Raw genomic sequence first — 19,225 nt, 5'->3', positions numbered from 1 at the left:
TTTTTTTGACAAACCGCGAAGACGCAAATAACACGAAGGAAGAAAGAAAGAAATAAAAGAGAAAAAATTCAAAATTGATTGAGATTTGCTCAATAAAAATAATAATATTTTGTTCATCTTTTGTTTTTCCCTCCTTTTTCTTCCTTCTTCCTTCTTCCATCCGTTACATCCGTTACAAAATCCGTTGCCGAACTTCCTGACATCCCTTACATCACTTACATAATCTGTTACCGAACTTCCTCCATAATTACCAATGACATCAAAAGAAGTATTTCTATCTAAACTATCAGAATGGGCGACTGCCCCTCAAAGATTTTTCAAGCGAGAAATCTTGCCGGTGCTAGCAGATTTGCGGCTGGCAATTATCTTGCTGCTGACGATCGCATTTTTCAGCATTTCTGGCACCGTCATCGAACAAGGCCAATCAGTACCCTTTTACCAATCTAACTATCCAGAACACCCGGCTTTGTTCGGCTTCCTAACTTGGAAAGTTGTGCTAATTGTAGGACTAGACCACGTATACCGGACTTGGTGGTTTTTGTCAATCCTAATTTTGTTCGGCAGCAGCTTAACAGCTTGTACATTTACCCGACAATTTCCCGCATTAAAAGCCGCCCGCCGCTGGAAATTTTATGAAGAACCAAAGCAGTTTGAAAAATTAGCTCTGAGTGCGGAATTAGAAACAGTTGCTTTAAGTTCATTAGAACCACTCTTGCAGCAAAAAAACTACCGCATATTTCGAGAAGGCGAAAAAGTTTATGCTCGCAAGGGCATAATTGGCAAAGTCGGCCCGATTATTGTTCACGCCAGTATGCTAATTATTTTAGCTGGGTCGATATGGGGCGCAATGACGGGATTTCTCGGTCAAGAAATTGTTCCCAGCGGCGAAACATTTCAGGTGCAGAATATCCTGGATGCGGGGCCTTGGGCCGGGCCGCAAATACCGAAGGATTGGTCGATGCGAGTTAATCGGTTTTGGATTGATTATACTCCCGAAGGCGGCATAGACCAATTTTACTCGGATCTGTCAGTTTTGGACAAAACAGGCCAAGAGGTCGATCGCAAAACCATTCACGTTAACGAGCCCCTCAGATACCGGGGAGTCACTTTTTATCAAGCAGATTGGGCAATAGCCGCCGTGCGAGTTCGCCTCAACAAAAGCCCGGTTTTACAATTGCCAATGGCCCAGTTAGACACTCAAGGTAAAGGCAGAATTTGGGGTGCTTGGATTCCGACAAAACCAGATTTGAGTGCAGGAGTTTCTCTGCTAGCAAAAGACTTGCAAGGAACGATGTTAGTGTACGGTACGGATGGCAAATTGTTAACTACAGTTCGCGCCGGCACAGCGGTGGAAGTTAACGGAGTGATGCTGGCAATTGACGAAGTTGTAGGCAGTACGGGATTGCAAATTAAAGCCGATCCGGGCATTCCTATAGTTTATACTGGCTTCGGGCTGCTGATGCTCAGCGTGCTGATGAGCTATCTGTCTCACTCGCAGATTTGGGCTTTGGAAAAGGACGGCAAACTATTCGTCGGCGGACGCACAAATCGCGCCCAGGTGACTTTTGAAAGAGAAGTTGTGGAGATTTTGGACAAGTTGGCAGAATCGAAAACAGCAGAGGAAAAAAGTGCGATTACTGAGACTTCTGTTGCAAGTCAAACCTAACCGTAGGGTGCGCAGTGCGCACCTTACACCAACTATAAATATCAAAAAGATTAGTTGAGTTTGTAGGCTGCGCCTTGCCAGATTTGTCGAGGTGATTAATGTGAACCGGAGAACAGCAGAAAACCTCTAAGCTGTTGCGGCTTTTAAATTGTATGTCAAAAAAAAATCCAAGTCTTGTGGGGTGGGCGTCCCGCCCGCGGAGAATATACAATTTAAATGCGCGACAACTTATTTCACCTTCCGATTTTTCACATTTCAAGTAATAAAAATTACTCTACGGAGTTTTGGTTTCAAAATCAAAACGCTGAAACGTCCGTCAATCGGTACTCTCCGGTGGGCGACAAACTCAACCGATGGCGAGTGTACACCCTACAAACTAGGATATTTTCAGCGTTTGAACGACTTTTTGACTACCTTGAGAGGGCTGCCCTGACGCACCCTACCATTACTTACTAATTTTATTAACAATCCTATTTCTTAAAACTATTGTGGGGTGCGCTTCGACGCCACCCCACAATTAAATCTCAATGACACACCAGCTTAATACCCGCCCTACTTCTGGTGCCGCACCTCAATCACGGTGTGGACGTTCCCCCGCGGCGAAAAATCGCCCTTAATCGTCGCTTCCAGCGGCGCGCAAGCTGCCACAAAATCGTCTAAAATTTGATTGATCGATTCTTCGTGAGAAATGTAGCGATCGCGATAACTGTTAACGTAAAGTTTCAGCGCCTTTAACTCTACCACCCGCTCGTCTGGCACGTAAGTAACGTGAATTGTCGCAAAATCTGGATAGCCAGAAAATGGGCACTTGCAAGTAAACTCCGGCAACGTAATGTTAATCGAGTAGCGCCGCCCGACTCGCGGATTGGGAAAAGTAATTAACTCGCCTTCCAAAATCTGGCGTTCGCCGTATTTCATTTCCTCGGTGCTTGACTTTTGCGACATAGTTTGTTCCGTTGCGTGGTTGTTCATAGCGATTCACTAAAAACTTGTAACATTAAATTAAATTTACGTTCAATATCTGTAACAAATATCTTGACGAATTGTGTTGCGATCGATCTAATTGCAAATACTCTCAGGCTAAACTAAAACAAGTTCACCCTCGCCATCTACAATTATGCAAAATACTACCTTATCTGACAATACTTCCCCTGAAAACTCAAATAGTTACTCTCCATCGGTACCGATTTCCCTCTATCGAGAAGTCACGGCGGAGCTGCAAGCAGCCCAAGCGATGCTCGACTCCCTCAAAACCCACAATCAGCAATTAGTCCAACAAAATCAACAACTGCGGCGAGAAGTAGAAACAGTAATTCAAGTATCCCAACAGCTACAGCAAGTAGTCAACTCGGCTCAGAGCGTCACCCAGACAGGGATGCCTCAAATGCCGTCAGTCAAATTCAATTTCAGCGTTCAACCTCCGCCTCCAGCACCTGCAACCTTGCCGACTAACTCTGCCGTACCTCAACCACCTCAGGCAGTGGCTTTCCCCTTTCCCCTACCCGAACCGGAGCCAACAGCCTCCCCGATGCCGGAGAAACTTCCAGAAAAATTATTTACAGAGGTGCCGGAAACTCCTTACCGCGTGCGCTCTCAACCCAAGAAAACCTCCGAATTAAGCGGATTGTGGTTGGCAATCGCGATTTTTCTGATTGTCATTGCCGCCTTCGGCGCAGGTTATTTAGTGGTTCGCCCTTTGTTGAAAGGGAAGTAAATTTCAACAAGAATCCCACGACTCGAAGCGTGGGATTTTAAGCAGAACCTAGCATAAAATGTTGAAAGTTACGCTAATTAGCCCTTATACTCTGGCGGCACTCGTTTCTACTGCACGAGGCGCATACTGCTCTTCACAAGCAGATTCTAGGATGCCCACCCCGGGCTCGAAACCGCGCGTAAACTCAGTGAGTTTTACCTGTTTAGCTTCCAAAGCTGTCTGTAGCACCTTCATGGCTCGGTGAGGGTCGCCGGCCCCGCAGAAAAATAAGTCTGCAGCAAAATAACCGTGTTCAGGCCAAGTATGGATCGCTATATGAGACTCTGCCAAAGTAGCAGTAGCTGTCACTCCGTGAGGACTAAACTGGTGTACGCACAAATCGATGAGAGTAGCTCCTCCGGCTTCGATCGCATCGAGTATGGCGCGGCGGATACGTTCAGGATCGTTGAGCAGGTCTCCTGGAGACTGCCAAGCATCAGCGACCAGATGGGTTCCCAATTGTTTCATTCTGCGGGGTTTTACCTCTAACTCATAATGTCTCAAACCTTTTGACGATAGCACGGTGTCCGTAAATTTTCAAGTAAATTCTAAAAATATTTCAAAAATAGCGGCCAGCGCGATCGCACCGGGTTTTTTTTGGTACTTTGGCCCTGGTCGAGTGCAGGTTGAGTTCGATTGGAGTTCGATAAGGGCGATCGATATTTCCTGCCGCAATCGGCTTTCGCTAGAATGCGGTTAAAGCCCAACCGCCTTAATTTGCTCCTGGCGATGGAGAAGCCAGAAACCAGCAAGGGCTGGCACTCTTGGCACCGCCCCTACATAAACCGGGTTTCTCTGTCTTCGGTTTTTTAAGGTTGAGCTACTTAATTATGGTTAATCAACTTATCAATCCCGGCTGTGAGTCGCTCCATTCGGCAAAATCGCCCCGCCCAAAGCTGCTTCATTCAAATTAGCAACATTCAAGCTCGCCCCAATCAAATTAGCCTCCGACAAATTAGTTCCTGTCAAATTCGCCCCGGTCAGAGAACTCAGCAGCAAACCGGCTCCCGACAAATTGGCGTGACTCAAATTAGCCCCCCGCAAATCCGCTTCCAGCAAGCTAGCACCCGACAAATTCGCACCGCTCAAATTAGCTCCCCGCAAAGAAGCTTTGTTCAAATTTGCAGCTCTCAAATCAGCATTGTGCAGAATCAAACCATTCAAATTGGTTTGACTCAAATTAGCTCCTTGCAAGTGCGCACCGCTCAAATTAGAGCCATTTAAATTAGCTCCTTTCAAGTCAGCACCACTCAGGTCAGCACCGCTCAAATTAGCAGCGCAAATACAAGCCTCCCGCAGACTTGCTTCGCTCAAATTTGCTCCAACCAAATTGACACCGCTGAGATTTCCGCGATTGAGATAAGCCCGAATTAAAGTTGCTCCGCTCAGGTTCGCCCCGTTCAAATCAACCTCGCTGAGAATCGCTCTAGTCAGATTTGCTCTGCTTAAATCAACCCCGCTCATAATTGCTCGGCTCAGCGTCGCCCCGCTCAAATTAGCCTCAGTTAGTTTCGAGCCGCTTAGCAAACAAGCTCCTACTAAGCTGGCTCCAGTCATCACAGCTTTGCTCAAGTCAGCCTGAGACAATATTGCTCCGCTGAGATTGGCTCCGCTAAAATCTGCTGCGAGCGCCACAGTTCCAGTTAAACTACAACTGCCGAGGTTAGCTTCAATTAATTTCGCCTTAGATAAATTAGCCCCGCTCAAGTCTGCACCGTTTAAATTAGCTCCAATTAGTTTGCTTCTAATTAAGTTGGCCTCTTTCAAATTAGCGCTGCTCAAATTTGTTCGACTGAGATTAGCTTCACTCAAATGAGCTGCAATGAGGTTAGCCCCTCGAAAATCTCGTTCCCCATTTCTATGTCTAGTTAAAAGTTCATCGGCACTTAAAAGCTCAGTGAAATTCATAAAAAAATTGAGTGAGTTTCCTTAATTTCTCGATGTTCTATGTTGTCTGAAAGTTTGTACTATCGTGTTTGGCAGTAAGTTTTTTCAACCAATACTGCCGAGCGTAACAGTTGTCACAACTGGTTGATTCCTAGCATCACCCTGCTAACTTAGTTATAACTTACGAGAAACCGGGTTTATCGTAAAAAATCTGGGGTTGGTCAGCGCGCAGTCATGAATAAACCGAATTTCTCGGCGCGTTAAGCCCTGTAAGTCTGATTTTGCTAGTAATTAGTCGGCGGTTGATGTTAGTGATTAGCAGTTAGTTGTATTTATACTAACTGCTAATCACTAACTATTAACTGCTAACCCTTTACCAAAATACCGAGAAGTTGTGGATCGCTGTTGTTAAGGTCGATCGTCGAATATGTGGGGTATTGCTGGCGCGCTCTGCGCCGCATTCTGACCCGAAAAATTGCTGGTACAGACGATCGAATTTATTAGTGCAATCAAGAAACAAGATATCGGAGCTTCAACCCCGAATGCCTTCTACATAAGTGCCTTCTATCTTCGATCGCCCATGAAAGCAGAGCCCGGTCAGCTCAGCTAGTTTCACCTCCCCCCACTGTGCTGCGCACAGCGTGAAATCCAACAGGAAGGCTGTTTCCCTCGGAGTGCTGAGCGAGTCGCAGGCGAAGCCAGCAATACGCTGCCAGTAGCCTGAGATTTCGCGAAAAAATGCGCCGCGAGCCATCGTGCTCCCGCGCTGCTGTGCTTGCTGTCAATCTTTACTCGATCCATGAGCGCTTGCGGTTCTAATTAACAGAACGCCCGACACCAGACGCGCTCCCGGACATAAAAGCTTTTCCTGGGCTTCTCAAATGCTTCGCTGAGGCATTCCCAGAAAAACTGTATTCCTTTAGCAGGTCTTGCCAACGGCAATTGGGTTGCTACAGCCAAGCAATGACCAGCCCAAGTCTTGCCCGAAGGCTCCGACAATATTATTATTCTAATAGTTGCCGACCACCGCAGGCCGTACTCGGCGCGCGGGACTGCCTATTTCACCTGTATAAGTTGCTGAAAGTAGCCGCCCCATAATTAAAGATAGTCGCTCTTTGACTAACCGGGCAATATCTGCTGGAATTTATGTCATCAATTTTGATAATACTGCGGGGTTTGCAATCGAGCAGTAGTGAGTGTTACACACTAAAAAAACACTGCGGGTTTAGGATGTAAAAATTAAGGGAGCCGATCGAGCCACCGGCGGAAAGCCCACCTTGCCAATCAAAATTAAACTTTTGACAGGTCGCTTTTTTTTCAGTTTCCAAAACAAAACAAAAGCCGGCTTTCAGAGAAAAAGCCGACTTTTGAGATAATTTTAGCGGCAAAGCTGACAACGCCTAGCTCGCCGGTGTTGGTTCGATCGCTTTCCACAATCCGAGTGCGCGAATGCGACTATCATGCCGGAATTAGAAACAATACCCAAACAAAGTCTGAATGAAGTATCAAACCCGACGGTTGCCGGTAAGGCCCTGATTGGGATCGTAAATAGCAGCCGTAGTATCAACCCCTGGAGTGCCAGGAGCGCCGTAATCAGCCCGAGCACTATCGACGCTGCTGGGATAGTCGTAGGTGTTCCAATGCTGAATGCCTCCGCGGCTCAGAATGGTTTCAGCTTTAGCGACTTCAGCTTCGCTGCCGTCAAGCAGTACCAAGTAATCTCCTCTCGCCACTCGATCGTTGTATGCTCTAGCTTCCTCTTCGGGAATTCCCAAACCGACTAAAGCTCCGATCAAGCTGCCTGCTGCCGCCCCCAAAGCAGTACCCGCGAGTGTAGTGGCGATCGCCGTAGCTGAAGCTCCTGCCAGCATAATCGGCCCGATTCCCGGAATGGCCACTAGGCCCAGACCTACCAACAAGCCTGTCAAACCGCCCAAAGTGCCGCCTGTGAGTGCGCCCTTAGTCGCTCCTTCATCCGCCTTGTTGTCGGCGCTGTCGTGCACGTCAATGCCTGCGATGTCGCCTTTAGAGTCAGCATCCTTGGCGATGACCGAAACCCGATTCATATCGAAACCGGCAGTTCTAAGTTCTCCCAGCGCCTGTTCCGTCTCGCGGCGGGTTGAAAATACTCCCACTGCGCGCTTCTGGTGGCCCCCAGCTCTGCGGCCGGTGTCTGCAGGCACATCGTAAATGCCCCAATCCTGAATGCCCCGCACGCTCATAATTCCTTCGGCTGTGGCAAGTTCGGCATCTGTTCCTTCTACGAATACCAAATATTCACCGCGCGAGACGCGATCGCTATAAACTTTAGCTTTTGCTTCGGGAACTCCCAAACCGACCAAACCGCCGACCAAACCACCGGCAGCAGCCCCAATCGCGCCTCCGACTACAGTATCCGCCAGCAGAGTTGCGATCGCGCCCCCCGCCATCACCGGGCCAACTCCCGGAATTGCCAGGGCCCCAATACTTCCGAGCAACCCAATCAAACCACCCGTCACTACTCCCGCTGTCGCACCTGCTTTTGCGCCGCCGCCCACTTTGTCGTCGGTACTCTTACCAGCGCTAGCGCCCGCAATTTCGCTGCTATCGAGATTTTCCCCAACTACGGAAACTTTATTCATCGGAAACCCGCTACTTTGGAGTTCCATCAGGGCTAGTTCCGTATCTCGGTAATTAGAAAATGATCCTACAGCTCGCTTGTGTTGACCTAAAGCCATTTTTTTTCTCCTGCAAATTATACTACTTTTACACAACCACAGAATTTATGCTCTGCCATCAATCACATTTAGTCATTTTTTCCCAACATTTTTCATCGGTCGCTGGGAATAACTTCCCGCTCTATCTTCAGGCTGGTTTCAAACTCTTTATCGGCATCGAAATCGGAAATTGGGAAGGGGAAGTTGCAGGTATTACGCGAGTTTTGAGTGCGTGAATTTTAAATTAAATTTAAACTCTTTAACTTAAAACCCCGATCTCCCTAGTAGAGTCACCTAAGCGTTGCGAGCCGCTGCGAAAGCAATCTTACAATGCCAAACTTTTCCCTCTTCCCTCAGACTTCTCTCCTAGATAACTAAATCCTTCTTCCTTCTTGCCCTCGGACTTCTTCCTTCTAATTTATTGATTGCTGCTAGGCGATGCGGGTGCAGCGGGGGCGACAACAGCCGTAACATTGACATCTTTAACACCCTTAATCTCTTTAGCTAGTGGCTTAATTTTAGCTAAATCAGTTTCATTGGGAACTGTGCCACCTACCGTGACCAGCCCATCTTTTGCGTCAACAGTTAGCTGACCTTTAGTGATGTTTACTTCTAACTTCGAGCGCACTTCACTTTGAAGGTCGCCATCGGCTCTTATTGCATCGCCGCCCGTCACATTGTTGCGCTGTTCTCTGGCCCTGATATCAGAATTTGCTTGTGCTTTGCGAACATCGCTAGTTGCGTCACCCTGAGTTTTTTGAACTGTCTCGGCTGGGGGCGGGCTATTGCGATTTTCTGTGGTAGAGTTAGGAGAATCAGCGCTAGTTTTAGCTCCTTCGCTGCAAGCAGCAGCTCCAAATAATAGGATGCCGCTCAGGATAATTGGTGTTAGTTTGTTCATAATATGTTAATAACCTCCGGGTAAGCTTTTGATGAGCCTGACTTCGTTGAGCCAGATTAAGCACTACAGAATCTTTGTTTTTGTTTTCTGCGTTTGTTTTTTCTTGGATTTAAAAATCCTTATCTCAAATATATAAACTTGAGGAAGCAGGTACATCGCTCCACAGGTGTAAATTTTATCTATGTCGTTAGATAGAGTACAAAAAACAAAATTATGTCTTAGCTCCTATTTAACTTAATTAGTCGGGGAGGCACTATTCCTCAGAAACCCGGTTAATTGCGAGATTTTGAGTTACTAAAGCGAATATTTTCCTCTACACCAAGTTTAAAAGCGTAAGTTATATTAATAAATTCGATCGCTACTCCTAACTAATTTTGCCCTCTTCCCTGTTCTCTCAACATCTATCCGTTTCTCGTACAGGGCTGGTTGCCGAACTTCCGGCTTCAAAACAAACGAAAAGAGTCAAGAAATTTTTGAGCATTTTCGGGTTCTGGGGTCGTAGCAACCAGCCCGTAAACGCGCGTTTCCACCAAAAAAACTTGACCTACACCTACAGATTCAGTCGGCGAAAGCTGCTGAAACTCAAACTCTTTTCCTGGATAGCCTCCGAGGGAAATATCCCGCACTTGCAACAATTTTGCATTCGCCCCCACGACAAAGAAATCAACGGCATTATTTAAAGTAATTTTAATATTATTGTTGCTTTGCCGGAAATCTAGGTCAAAGTATTGAAGTAAATAAGTTTCTTTGTTTTTTAAGATCGATCTGTATGTATGAGCGGTAACTTGAGTTGAAAAAGTTTCCGAATTAATTTTGGGAGTTCCCGGCATATCGATCGCAAACTGACCCATCGCCGAGCAAAATGGCTGCCACTCTGGCGTCTGAATTTCGGCCCGCTGCGGGGCTGGTTGAGATGCAGCGGGACGGGCAAACTTGACAGGGTATAAAAGTAATGTAGCAGTAACTAGAAGTAAATACAAAAATTTCATTTGGGTAAAAATTATATATGCCCGATCGATCTGCGCTAGCCTAGAAATATATCCGCAAAGGGGGGATTTATGCTGAATATTATATTTACTCAACGGCGAGGCAACTCTCAAGGTCGATCTAAAACCAGTAAAACCAATAAAACCAATATACTCGCTGCTGTAAATACTTGGCTGGCTGTGTGTATGCTGGCTGCTGTCACAGCTTGTGCAAACAGCCCCAACAGCAAGGCCCTCGAAGAATCATTAGCCGCCGATCCCAAATTAAAACAAAATCCCGTGGTTTTCTCTTCTGCGCCACCAGCGACAGCAATTGAGACAAACTCTACCGCCAAACTTCCTCCCGATTTCCCGACAGAGATTCCACTCTATCCTAATGCTGAGTTAATCGAAGTTGCTGGGCAAACCGATCCGTCGCAAAAAAATGTGCGGCTGCGCTGGGAAAGCACAGATCCGGTTAATTCGGTTCAGAACTTTTACTCCACAGAGTTTGGGCGTCGCAACTGGGAAATAGTCAGCCGCCCCACCGCCGAGGGACAAGGTTCTTTGGTAGCAAAACGAGATAATTTGCAGGTAACAGTGTCGCTTTCTCCTACTCAGAAAGTAGGGGGTTCTACAGAATTTGCGATCGACTACAGCAAAGAAAGCCCAGCAATTGCTGCCAGTCCCCAACCTAATAATTCCGAGTCTAGCGCATCTCCAACCGCTTCACCAACTCCATCTAATTCAGAGGGAACTACTCCAACGCCATCCGCCTCGCCAAAATCAGCAAAAGTTAGCCAACAAGACCGCCAAATTCCTCAACAGTTGCGGCAGTATGTGGCAGATTTAACTCAGTTGGAAGTGCTGAAAGTGCGAGCGACAGAAAATGCTAATTTAGAAACTGCCAGCACTTTGCCAAAACCCAACAAAATTGTCACGCGCCGCGAATACGCCCGCTGGTTAGTAGCAGCTAACAATCAAATTTATGCTAGCCGTCAAGCCAAACAAATTAGATTAGCAGTAGACTCTAGCGAAGCGGCCTTTTCTGACGTACCCAAAACTGACCCAGATTTTTCAGCAATTCAAGGTTTAGCAGAAGCCGGTGTAATTCCGAGTTCGCTTTCGGGGGAAACTAAAGATGTAAAATTTCGCCCGGATGCACCTTTAAGTCGCGAAACATTGATTCTTTGGAAAGTGCCTTTAGATACTCGTCAAGTTTTGCCGACAGCTAACATTGAGGGAGTGAAAGAAAAGTGGGGTTTTCAAGATGCTTCTAAGATTGATTCCCAGGCATCTCGGGCTGTTTTAGCTGATTTCAACAATGGAGATTTGGCGAATATTCGCCGCGTTTTTGGTTTTACTACTCTGTTTCAGCCGAAGAAATCAGTGACTCGAGCCGAAGCTGCTGCTAGTTTGTGGTATTTTGGCGTTCAAGATCAGGGATTGTCTGCTAAAGATGCCCTGGAAGCCAAATCTCAACCAGCCCCATAGAGTTGTTTGGGGTGGTTAAAAGTGTTGAACGAAGCATCTGCTTACCAATACCAAGAAACCGGGTTTTTTCTCTGTAACAAAACCCGGTTTTTGCGTCCAAGACTGACGAAATTGTACCAAGTTTTGACAAATCGGCGCGCGCTCGCCCGCCAGAAAAATTGCAGCTTGGGTTTCTAGGATTTCTGTGAATATGATATCAATTCTGGTAACACCGGAATCATATAAACGCAGGAAACGGCAGTGCCGTTTCCCTACCCTGATTAATTGTAGGGAAACGGCACTGCCGTTTCCTGATTGTGGGTAATATAATTCCGATGCTACCGGATTTGATACGACTTACCCAGAAACCGAGTTTTATAGACAAAAATGTGCAGTAAAACGGGAGGGATATCGGTTAAAAAACCCCGCTTCTTTAATCCCTATGCGCTCCTTCATTGTAAAAAATCCTTTCAAACACTATACATCGGCTTCTCTGTGGCGGTGTGCACCCTACGGGAGAGATTTTTTTGCCTTAATTCTTAATCTTAATTTCTGTATCCTTCCACACAACCGCTGCTTTTTGCGGGCAAATTTTGTACATATTTTAAGTAATACTTTGTTCAAAACTCTCAGTATGATTCCGGATGCGGTAGCGGCCTTAAGGATAAAAGAAAAAGAGTGTTTGAGTTCTGGGAGAGCGTTTTTCAATGTACAATATTAACCTATTTACCCCGCAAGACATGGCAAAATGCAGCTTAGTCCTGCGCCAGTTCGGTAGAAATACCGCTAGTATGGAAGCTAGCAGTCAGAAGATTGTTAAATATATTTACCAACATTTTTGCGATTCGGAAACGGGAGAAAATACCTGTGCCTTAGTGCGTTTGTTCAAAACTCATCCCTACGGGGAATTAGAAGACTCATTACAGCAATCCGCCCGCCGCTTGATGAAAGGCAATTCCCCCGCCGCCGACATGAAATGTTGGACTCTGCTAGCAGCAGCAGGCACAGAACCGCAGTGGAATTCTCGGCATACAGCAGCCGAAAATACCGCTATTCCGTTAGTTAGCGCCAAATTAGTGGCTCAAATGCCGGCGATTTCGGAAATAATCCGGCAGTTCGGTTTAGACATCCCTACAGTCCTCGGAATTGAGCGAGAAAGGTTCTTGCAATTAGAACCCGCAGTATTAAATATTTTTCACGTATCACAGGCAAAAGGCAGCCCCTTTATTTCCGAACAAAATTCCTTAATTATCCCCTACCAAATCAAGTCTGTGTTGGGATTTGGGGGACTTCTGCGGTCTGGAAGTTTGTTTGCTGTAGTGATGTTCCTGAAAGTTAAAATTCCCGACACCACGGCTGAAATGTTTAAATATTTAGCACTGAGTGTCAAAACAGCCTTGTCCCTTACCGACGGAAAAAATGTTTTTCACCCTTCACATAATTTCTCAAACATTATAGGTCATAAAAATATTTATGACACTCAATTCCTAGAATATCAAATAGCAAACTTGATTCAAATGTTGGATTTTTCAGAACAGGAAATGCTCAGGCAAGCAGCTCGTTTTCAAAGGACTATTGACAAATTGCAGCGCGAAATTGCCGATCGCAAAAACAAGGAACAACCTTTGCAAAAAAGCCGCGATCCATTCACCGACATCCACAATTTTGCCGAAGATGCTATTGTTAGCTTCGAGGAAAATCAAGGAATTCAGCGTTTCAATCAAGGTCAAGAAAAGATTTAACCCAAGCTATGTGTTTAGCAACCGTTTTTTTTGAAAAAACGCGTTGCTTGGTGTTGTGTTTTTTGACTGCATTGAAACCTCTCGAAAATTATATTATGCCGCTCGCGCAACCGCTATAAAATTGGTAGTGAGGACTTCAGCGGCTTCTGGATGCTAAAATCACGCCGTACCAGTTATCTATTGGTATTTGCTTTCTGATCCGAAATCCTAAGTTTTCAATAACTTGTCGGGTTTCGGCGTGAGTGTGACCCGACCACAAGTGATATTCTACAGAAAGGTGTTGCACGAGTTGCCAAGTATCTCGATCTTCAAATAACAGCCATTCTGCACCTTCGCAGTCTACTTTGGCTAAGTCCACGCTGCCGCCAATTCGCTCGATCGCCCTGCGAAATGATACCATCGGTATGTCACCGCTTTCGCTGACAGTCGATCGGGTTTTTCCCGAGACTTCCCGAATGTCGAGGACTACTTTACCATTTTCGGCTCCTACAGCTTCCAGAAAATATGTAAAGTTTGCGATTTGAGATTGATGTTTGAGGTAATTTTCCAGGTTGCGGTTAGGTTCGTAGGCATGAATCACGGCCTGGGGAAACCTGTTTCTTGCAGCAATTGGAAACAACCCGACATTGGCTCCAATATCAATAATTGTCATCAGCGATTCAGATAATTGTTCTACTCCGTAGCAGTCGTCTAAAAGCACTTCTATAAATTCTCCATCCATGCCTTTTTCTGAAGGCAAGTTTACATTTTGGCGCTTTGCCAGTACAATCAGATTGTCGGGCAAGTTAAAGTTAGCAACTCTGTTAAACTTGATGCCTAATTTGCGGGCCCGAGTTTGTCGTTGCAGAAGTCGAAAAAATTTAGCGAAAAACATAAATGAAATAACATAGTTATCTGTATATTAACCTTCGCTAGCAAACCAGAAAATCAAAAATGTTAGAATTCGATCGACTGTTCCAAACTATCGAAGAGTTAGTGATGCTCCACTCCCCCAGCGGTGCGGAGTCGGAAATTAACCAGCGGTTGATGGAAAAATTCGCCGCCCTGGGAGTGAATGCTTGGGTCGATCGCGCGGACAATGCGATCGTCCTAATTCCCGGCCGCAATCCCCAAAGGTCGATCGCCATTACCGCCCACAAAGATGAAATCGGGGCCCTAGTCAAAACAATAGGCGATCGCGGCCGCGTAGAAGTCCGTAAATTGGGCGGCGCCTTCCCTTGGGTTTACGGCGAAGGCGCGGTCGATTTATTGGGCGACAAGCAAACAATTAGCGGCATTCTCAGCTTCGGAAGCCGCCACGTATCCCACGAATCCCCGCAAAAAGCTCAGCAGGAAAAAACTCCCCTCAACTGGGAAAATGCCTGGATCGAAACTAAATGTACCGCCGAGGAATTAGCCGAGGCCGGAATTCGACCGGGCACGCGGATGGTGGTGGGAAAGCACCGCAAACGCCCGCTGCGGTTGAAAGATTGGATCGCGAGCTACACCCTCGACAACAAGGCTTCTGTGGCGATTTTGCTGGCTCTGGCGGAATGTTTGAAAGAGCCTGCGGTGAATGTTTATTTGGTGGCTTCGGCGAAGGAGGAGGTTGGGGCGATCGGCGCTTTGTATTTCTCGCAGCGGCAACAGTTGGACGCGCTGATCGCTTTGGAAATTTGCCCTCTGGCGCCAGAATACCCGATCGAAGATGGCGAAAGCCCGGTTTTGTTGGTTCAGGACGGCTACGGAGTCTACGATGAAGGGTTGAACGGGGAACTGCGCGCAGCAGCCTCCGCAGCCGGCGTAGAGGTGCAGTTGGCGGTAATTAGCGGTTTTGGGAGCGACGCTTCGATCGCCATGAAGTTCGGCCACGTGGCCCGCGCCGCTTGTTTGGCTTTCCCCACCCAGAACACCCACGGTTTTGAGATTGCTCACTTGGGGGCGATCGACAATTGTGCTCGTATCCTCAAAGCTTACTGTGAGGAGCTTTGGGACGACTAGAAAAAAAACTTTCCCAAAGTAGTTGACAAATTAGGAAAGATTAGTTAAGGTAATAAAGGTGCGGAACACAAGCAAACGCAACGCGCCCCCATCGTCTAGAGGCCTAGGACACATCCCTTTCACGGATGCGACGGGGATTCGAATTCCCCTGGGGGTATTGAAAATTTAACTCTGATATCAAAGTGATATCTAGTATGTGGGGTAGGCATCTTGCCTGCCCCTATTGCTATTAGGACTTACGCACGGGTGGCCAGAAACCGGGTTTTTGGCGAGAATACTTGGTGAGAGCCCGCAGCAACGGCAAAAACCCGGTTTCTTTAGTTTGTTTCTTTAGTTTTGATTCCTAAGTCCGGTTATTGTCTGCTATCGGCATCTCCTGTTGTCTGGTGAAACGATGGATAGGTGAGGAAATGCGATCGCATGACGGGTTAATCAAGCAAGGGGCGATCGCTATTTAACAGCTAATCAAAGGCTTTGCTGACTTGAGTAGTGACAGGAGGGATCTTGCTAAAGCTTTTCACCAAACCTTGCTCAACTAGGCTTATCCTTAGATGTTGATTCAGGTACTTGACCAGCATTACGGACGTTAATAAATTTACCTAGCAGATCGAACCAAAAGGGCGCACCCATCGCTATAGCCCCAGCACTCAACAGCCAACCAAAGATAAGTTTGATGATTCCTAATACCCAATCCCCAAGTTGAGGTTTAGCGGGATATCGGGGATTGACTTGGTTTTTAAATTGTTCCCTTGTAGACCAGCCAAGAGGCATAGTTATATTATCCAAATAGCTGTTAATTTGATTTAAACTCGGCTCCTTATTTTCAGCAACAACTTTAGCGGCAAGTTGATTGATACTAGAGCGCAAAGCAGTATCTTTGTTTAATCTTTCAAGGATGTGGAATGTATCAGCATTGAGCGCCAGTGTAACTACCAAGCCAATCAAAAAAGTAAACCCCTTAACATTCCGATTGTAGACACCAGATGCTCGCTCCATCGACTGATCGAACCAAATTCTGATCTCCTTTTCTAAAGACTTAATTCCCTTCTCACTAGCACTAGCTTTCCTTTGAGCTATTAAAGCGATAGAATAAATCCGCCGTTGTATTTCTGGGTCTAGTTTTTTATTCTCCTTGATTGATTCTACGATGTCATCAATTGTTCCTGAAGCGTTAAAATCGTAATCAGTTTGGATAATTTCCAGCAATGTTGCCGCAAACATTTTTGAAGAAATATAGGAAGGACCGACAGAACATCGAAGAATTTTTCTTTGATTCAGAGATCGAATCAGAGGATGATTCCACAGCTCATTAGCAATTTTTTGGGCTTGTTTAGCGGACGGATCATTTGCTTCATTGTCACCAAGTATAATTTGGATGGCTTCTTTCAATTGTTTAGCTCTCCATTCTAGAACTGTAGCAATTAATTCTTGAATGCCTGAAACTAAAAAACTGAGAATTAAGTAAATGAAAAACAAGCCAATAGCCACATTCAACATCGCGGGTAAGTTCATAGTTTAAAACCTGTTTACATAAGGAAAAAATTAGTATTGACAATCAAGTTGGAGAGCGATCGCACCTTGCCTTTAAAAGCAGATGCGATCGCGACTCAATATAACGGACAGACCTTTTGCCGAATTTAGTTCAGTTTTCTCTACAGCCCTGTGATAAAAGCTCTCAAGTCATTAGCACGGTTCAGCCAACCCTGCAAAAAGACATCTTGGGAAGAGTTTTCTCTAACTCTCCTGTGATGGTAAGCAATTCTGCCATCGATAATATTCAAGGCTGTTTCTTTGTTATTGTTAACTCGCAGTCCACTTTCAGTTTGCAGCCCAAAAATTCCATCAACGCCAACTCCTAATGCTTCCTGTAAAAACAAAATAGCACCCGTGACACCAAACAAGACAGCAGTATCAAAATGCACTATAGCTAGAGGCAATATCATTGAATCAGCCTGAGATGGTTTCCAATACATCTCGGAGTAGATTTCCATCACTTCGGTGTCCTCAATAAACTCCACCTCCTTGGTGCGCAGTCCTTTGTCGATCCTGTAGGTGTTATAAGTGTCCTGGGTAATTCCTTTGTTTGTCTGCCCGCCTAAATCAACTAGGTTATCGACAAAGCCTCCTTCCCATTTCAAGGTGAATTTAAGTGCGATCGCAAGTTTTTTCGGCAAAGAACCTGGCGGATCGATCGGAAAATTAGTTACAATAGGCGTACCCCGGCGATCCATAAGTTTTTGAAAGAATGTCTTCCCAAATAAGCCAGTATCCATGTTGTTGAGGAATACTGAATCGCAAAAACGAGTTAGCGCATTCTTAGTAACATTCCCAAATTTTCCATCTACATCAGACAATTTCAGCAGACCAATAGCATTAAGTCGGCTTTGGATTTCCCGAACTAATTCTTTGTCAGCAGTGAGTTCGTCCAACTTAATTACTCGGTTATTTTTCAAAATTTCCCCAATTTTTTTTGATAGCCCATCTTGTTTTCCTGATATATCGCCGGGGTTAGGGCCGCCTCCTTGCTCATGAGAAACTCTATGTAGCCACATTGTTGCAGTAGATTCGATCTTGCTACTATCCCAAGTGTCATAAAAATGCAAAGCTTGGCGCAGGCTAAAGGCATTACCAGCAGAGGAGATCAACCTGCGACTGTATAGTTTATTTTCACCTTTATTATCTGGTGAAAATCGTGAATTCATACTATACCCACCGTAGAACCATTCTCCATGTGGATCGTTCACAAAAAAGTCACCGTTGTCGTTATAACCACGAATAACCAAAATGTGACCGCTGTTTGTCCAAAAGCCATGCAATATACATATTTCACCAGAATCAAGAGATCGAGTAATGTCTGAGAGACTTCCCTTCATGGTCAAATTATCTCTTAGCCCTAAACCTTCTAATAACCTCCTGATTCCATCGGGAGCACCGTGATCTATGCCAAGTCTATCAAAACGTGCTTTAACGTCATCTTCGTACTGTGGGAAGGAACCTACATCTGGAACATTAAAATACTTTAAGCACATTGCTGCACTCGCAGGACCGCAGGTACGCAAAGGTTCAATCTCGTTATCTTCTTGATTGAAATACGGAACCTTATGATTAATAGCCATAATTTACCTCAAGTAAGTACAGCTTGTTTTAAAAGCTGGCTATTAAATTGATAACCAAAGCCCGATCGCCCTGTCGGTGAGAAAAAGTGAGTTACTTTTGTAAAGTTTTTATACAGTTTTCTGAAACGCTACTGGCAAGCGGGTGAAGAAGCCAGTAAACTAAAAATAATAAGTCAAGGTAGTGGCGATAAGCGGACAAGAAGCGCTGACAATAGTCGATCGGCTTTTACAAGCTGCCAACCACGGACAAAAACTCAACGATTTGCAATCTGCTGTATTTCTGGAAACTTAGGCGGAACATTCCTACTCGGAAATTGCCCAGTAGCTAGGTTACGAATAGGACTATAGCAATCCTAAATCATTTGCATAATTATTGTAGGGGCAATCCCCCCGTGGTTGCCCGATAGATAGGGGGTAGGCAAAGAAAGGCACTACCCCTACAAATTTATCTGAATCATTTAGGATTGCTATACATCAAACAAGTGGGTTCGCAGTTGTGGCGAACTCTCTCTCAAATATTGTGCGAACCAGTCTCCAAGGGCAATATTCAAGCTGTTTTGCGTCGCTACGAACAATCGCAACAAGCTCAGCAAGATGACGGTGAAGCGATCGACTTTTCCCGGTTTGACGATCGTCAACAGCAACTGCAAACGCTAGAAAGTTCGATGATTGAAGATCCCTATCCTTTAATTGGTATTTTTGGAGTCGGTGGCATCGGTAAAGCTTTTGGCTATATTACTTTTATAATTGTTGTCGGCAGCGATGGAGATAAATTTCAGCTACCCCATCGGCCGGATTTAAACGCACACAATCCTCAAACAGTTGTGTAGCCTCGCTGAACTTTTCCCGATTGTAGAGCATCCAGGCACTTTCAAAAACTGTTTTCGCGATCGACTTAGCCGCTCGAATTTCCGGCAGTTTGCAGTCAGGAATTTAGTCTTTTTAATGAGGACTAAAGTCCTGACCAAAAATTTCTTGATGGTACCCGCCACGTGATTTATCCGTGGAATCAATCCAAAATCGAAAATCGAAAATCCTCAAGCCCC

15 protein-coding genes and 1 tRNA gene are annotated in these 19,225 nt (G+C 45.6%); 7 read left to right on the top strand and 9 right to left on the bottom strand.

Features of this window, described 5'->3' with window-relative positions; translation table 11 throughout:
- The first annotated feature begins 253 nt into the window (after positions 1-253).
- A complete protein-coding gene (locus tag QUB30_RS27220; RefSeq protein WP_333340081.1) occupies positions 254-1,666 on the top strand; it encodes a cytochrome c biogenesis protein in 1,413 nt (470 codons plus the stop codon).
- A 552-nt stretch (positions 1,667-2,218) separates the two neighbouring features.
- Here QUB30_RS27220 and queF read toward each other — a convergent pair.
- Entirely contained in the window at positions 2,219-2,638 is a 420-nt protein-coding gene (gene queF / locus QUB30_RS27215) for a preQ(1) synthase (protein ID WP_333340078.1), read from the bottom strand.
- Between the two features lie 145 nt (positions 2,639-2,783).
- On the opposite strand from queF, the gene QUB30_RS27210 reads away from it, so the two are divergent.
- Positions 2,784-3,380, top strand: a complete 597-nt coding sequence (locus QUB30_RS27210; protein ID WP_333340076.1) for a hypothetical protein — start codon at positions 2,784-2,786, stop codon at positions 3,378-3,380.
- Positions 3,381-3,464: 84 nt separating this feature from the next.
- Here QUB30_RS27210 and speD read toward each other — a convergent pair whose 3' ends face one another.
- The 5 genes from speD to QUB30_RS27185 all read right to left on the bottom strand — a co-directional run bounded on the left by speD (position 3,465) and on the right by QUB30_RS27185 (position 9,892).
- A complete protein-coding gene (gene speD, locus QUB30_RS27205; protein WP_333237336.1) occupies positions 3,465-3,887 on the bottom strand; it encodes an adenosylmethionine decarboxylase in 423 nt (140 codons plus the stop codon).
- Positions 3,888-4,265: 378 nt separating this feature from the next.
- A complete protein-coding gene (locus QUB30_RS27200) occupies positions 4,266-5,327 on the bottom strand; it encodes a pentapeptide repeat-containing protein (RefSeq protein WP_333340072.1) in 1,062 nt (353 codons plus the stop codon).
- 1,484 nt (positions 5,328-6,811) lie between these two features.
- The gene (locus tag QUB30_RS27195) at positions 6,812-8,023 is read right to left on the bottom strand and encodes a histidine kinase (RefSeq protein ID WP_333340070.1); all 1,212 of its coding nucleotides are present in this window, start codon (positions 8,021-8,023) and stop codon (positions 6,812-6,814) included.
- A 397-nt stretch (positions 8,024-8,420) separates the two neighbouring features.
- A complete protein-coding gene (locus QUB30_RS27190) occupies positions 8,421-8,903 on the bottom strand; it encodes a BON domain-containing protein (protein WP_333340066.1) in 483 nt (160 codons plus the stop codon).
- Between the two features lie 443 nt (positions 8,904-9,346).
- Positions 9,347-9,892 carry a hypothetical protein gene (locus QUB30_RS27185; RefSeq protein WP_333340063.1) on the bottom strand — a complete coding sequence of 182 codons (546 nt, stop codon included), beginning with the start codon at positions 9,890-9,892 and terminating at the stop codon, positions 9,347-9,349.
- Positions 9,893-9,961: 69 nt separating this feature from the next.
- Here QUB30_RS27185 and QUB30_RS27180 point away from each other — a divergent pair, with 69 nt between their 5' ends.
- Positions 9,962-11,362 (top strand): S-layer homology domain-containing protein, encoded by a 1,401-nt coding sequence (locus tag QUB30_RS27180; protein WP_333340059.1) that lies wholly within the window; start codon positions 9,962-9,964, stop codon positions 11,360-11,362.
- A gap of 686 nt (positions 11,363-12,048) precedes the next feature.
- A complete protein-coding gene (locus QUB30_RS27175) occupies positions 12,049-13,083 on the top strand; it encodes a histidine kinase (protein ID WP_333340056.1) in 1,035 nt (344 codons plus the stop codon).
- 136 nt (positions 13,084-13,219) lie between these two features.
- Here the strand turns inward: QUB30_RS27175 and QUB30_RS27170 are convergent, their stop codons facing one another.
- Positions 13,220-13,957 (bottom strand): FkbM family methyltransferase, encoded by a 738-nt coding sequence (locus QUB30_RS27170; RefSeq protein ID WP_333340053.1) that lies wholly within the window; start codon positions 13,955-13,957, stop codon positions 13,220-13,222.
- A 59-nt stretch (positions 13,958-14,016) separates the two neighbouring features.
- Here QUB30_RS27170 and QUB30_RS27165 point away from each other — a divergent pair, with 59 nt between their 5' ends.
- Entirely contained in the window at positions 14,017-15,063 is a 1,047-nt protein-coding gene (locus tag QUB30_RS27165) for a M20/M25/M40 family metallo-hydrolase (protein WP_333340050.1), read from the top strand.
- An 84-nt stretch (positions 15,064-15,147) separates the two neighbouring features.
- Positions 15,148-15,220: transfer RNA gene (locus QUB30_RS27160), tRNA-Glu, on the top strand.
- A gap of 374 nt (positions 15,221-15,594) precedes the next feature.
- On the opposite strand, the gene QUB30_RS27155 is transcribed toward QUB30_RS27160, so the two are convergent.
- Both QUB30_RS27155 and QUB30_RS27150 read right to left on the bottom strand, forming a co-directional pair.
- Complete coding sequence (locus tag QUB30_RS27155; protein WP_333340047.1) at positions 15,595-16,575, bottom strand: hypothetical protein; 981 nt, start codon at positions 16,573-16,575, stop codon at positions 15,595-15,597.
- Between the two features lie 140 nt (positions 16,576-16,715).
- A complete protein-coding gene (locus QUB30_RS27150) occupies positions 16,716-18,179 on the bottom strand; it encodes a glycosyl hydrolase 108 family protein (protein ID WP_333340044.1) in 1,464 nt (487 codons plus the stop codon).
- 464 nt (positions 18,180-18,643) lie between these two features.
- Between QUB30_RS27150 and QUB30_RS27145 the strand changes: the two genes are divergently transcribed.
- Positions 18,644-19,009: a hypothetical protein gene (locus tag QUB30_RS27145; RefSeq protein ID WP_333340042.1), complete on the top strand. Its 366-nt coding sequence runs from the start codon at positions 18,644-18,646 to the stop codon at positions 19,007-19,009.
- The last annotated feature ends 216 nt before the right edge of the window (positions 19,010-19,225 follow it).

Origin of the sequence: Microcoleus sp. BROC3, from assembly GCF_036702515.1 — a bacterium.
GTDB lineage: Bacteria > Cyanobacteriota > Cyanobacteriia > Cyanobacteriales > Microcoleaceae > Microcoleus.
The sequence above is the reverse complement of the archived record's forward strand: the minus strand, read 5'-3'. Positions and strand labels throughout refer to the sequence as shown.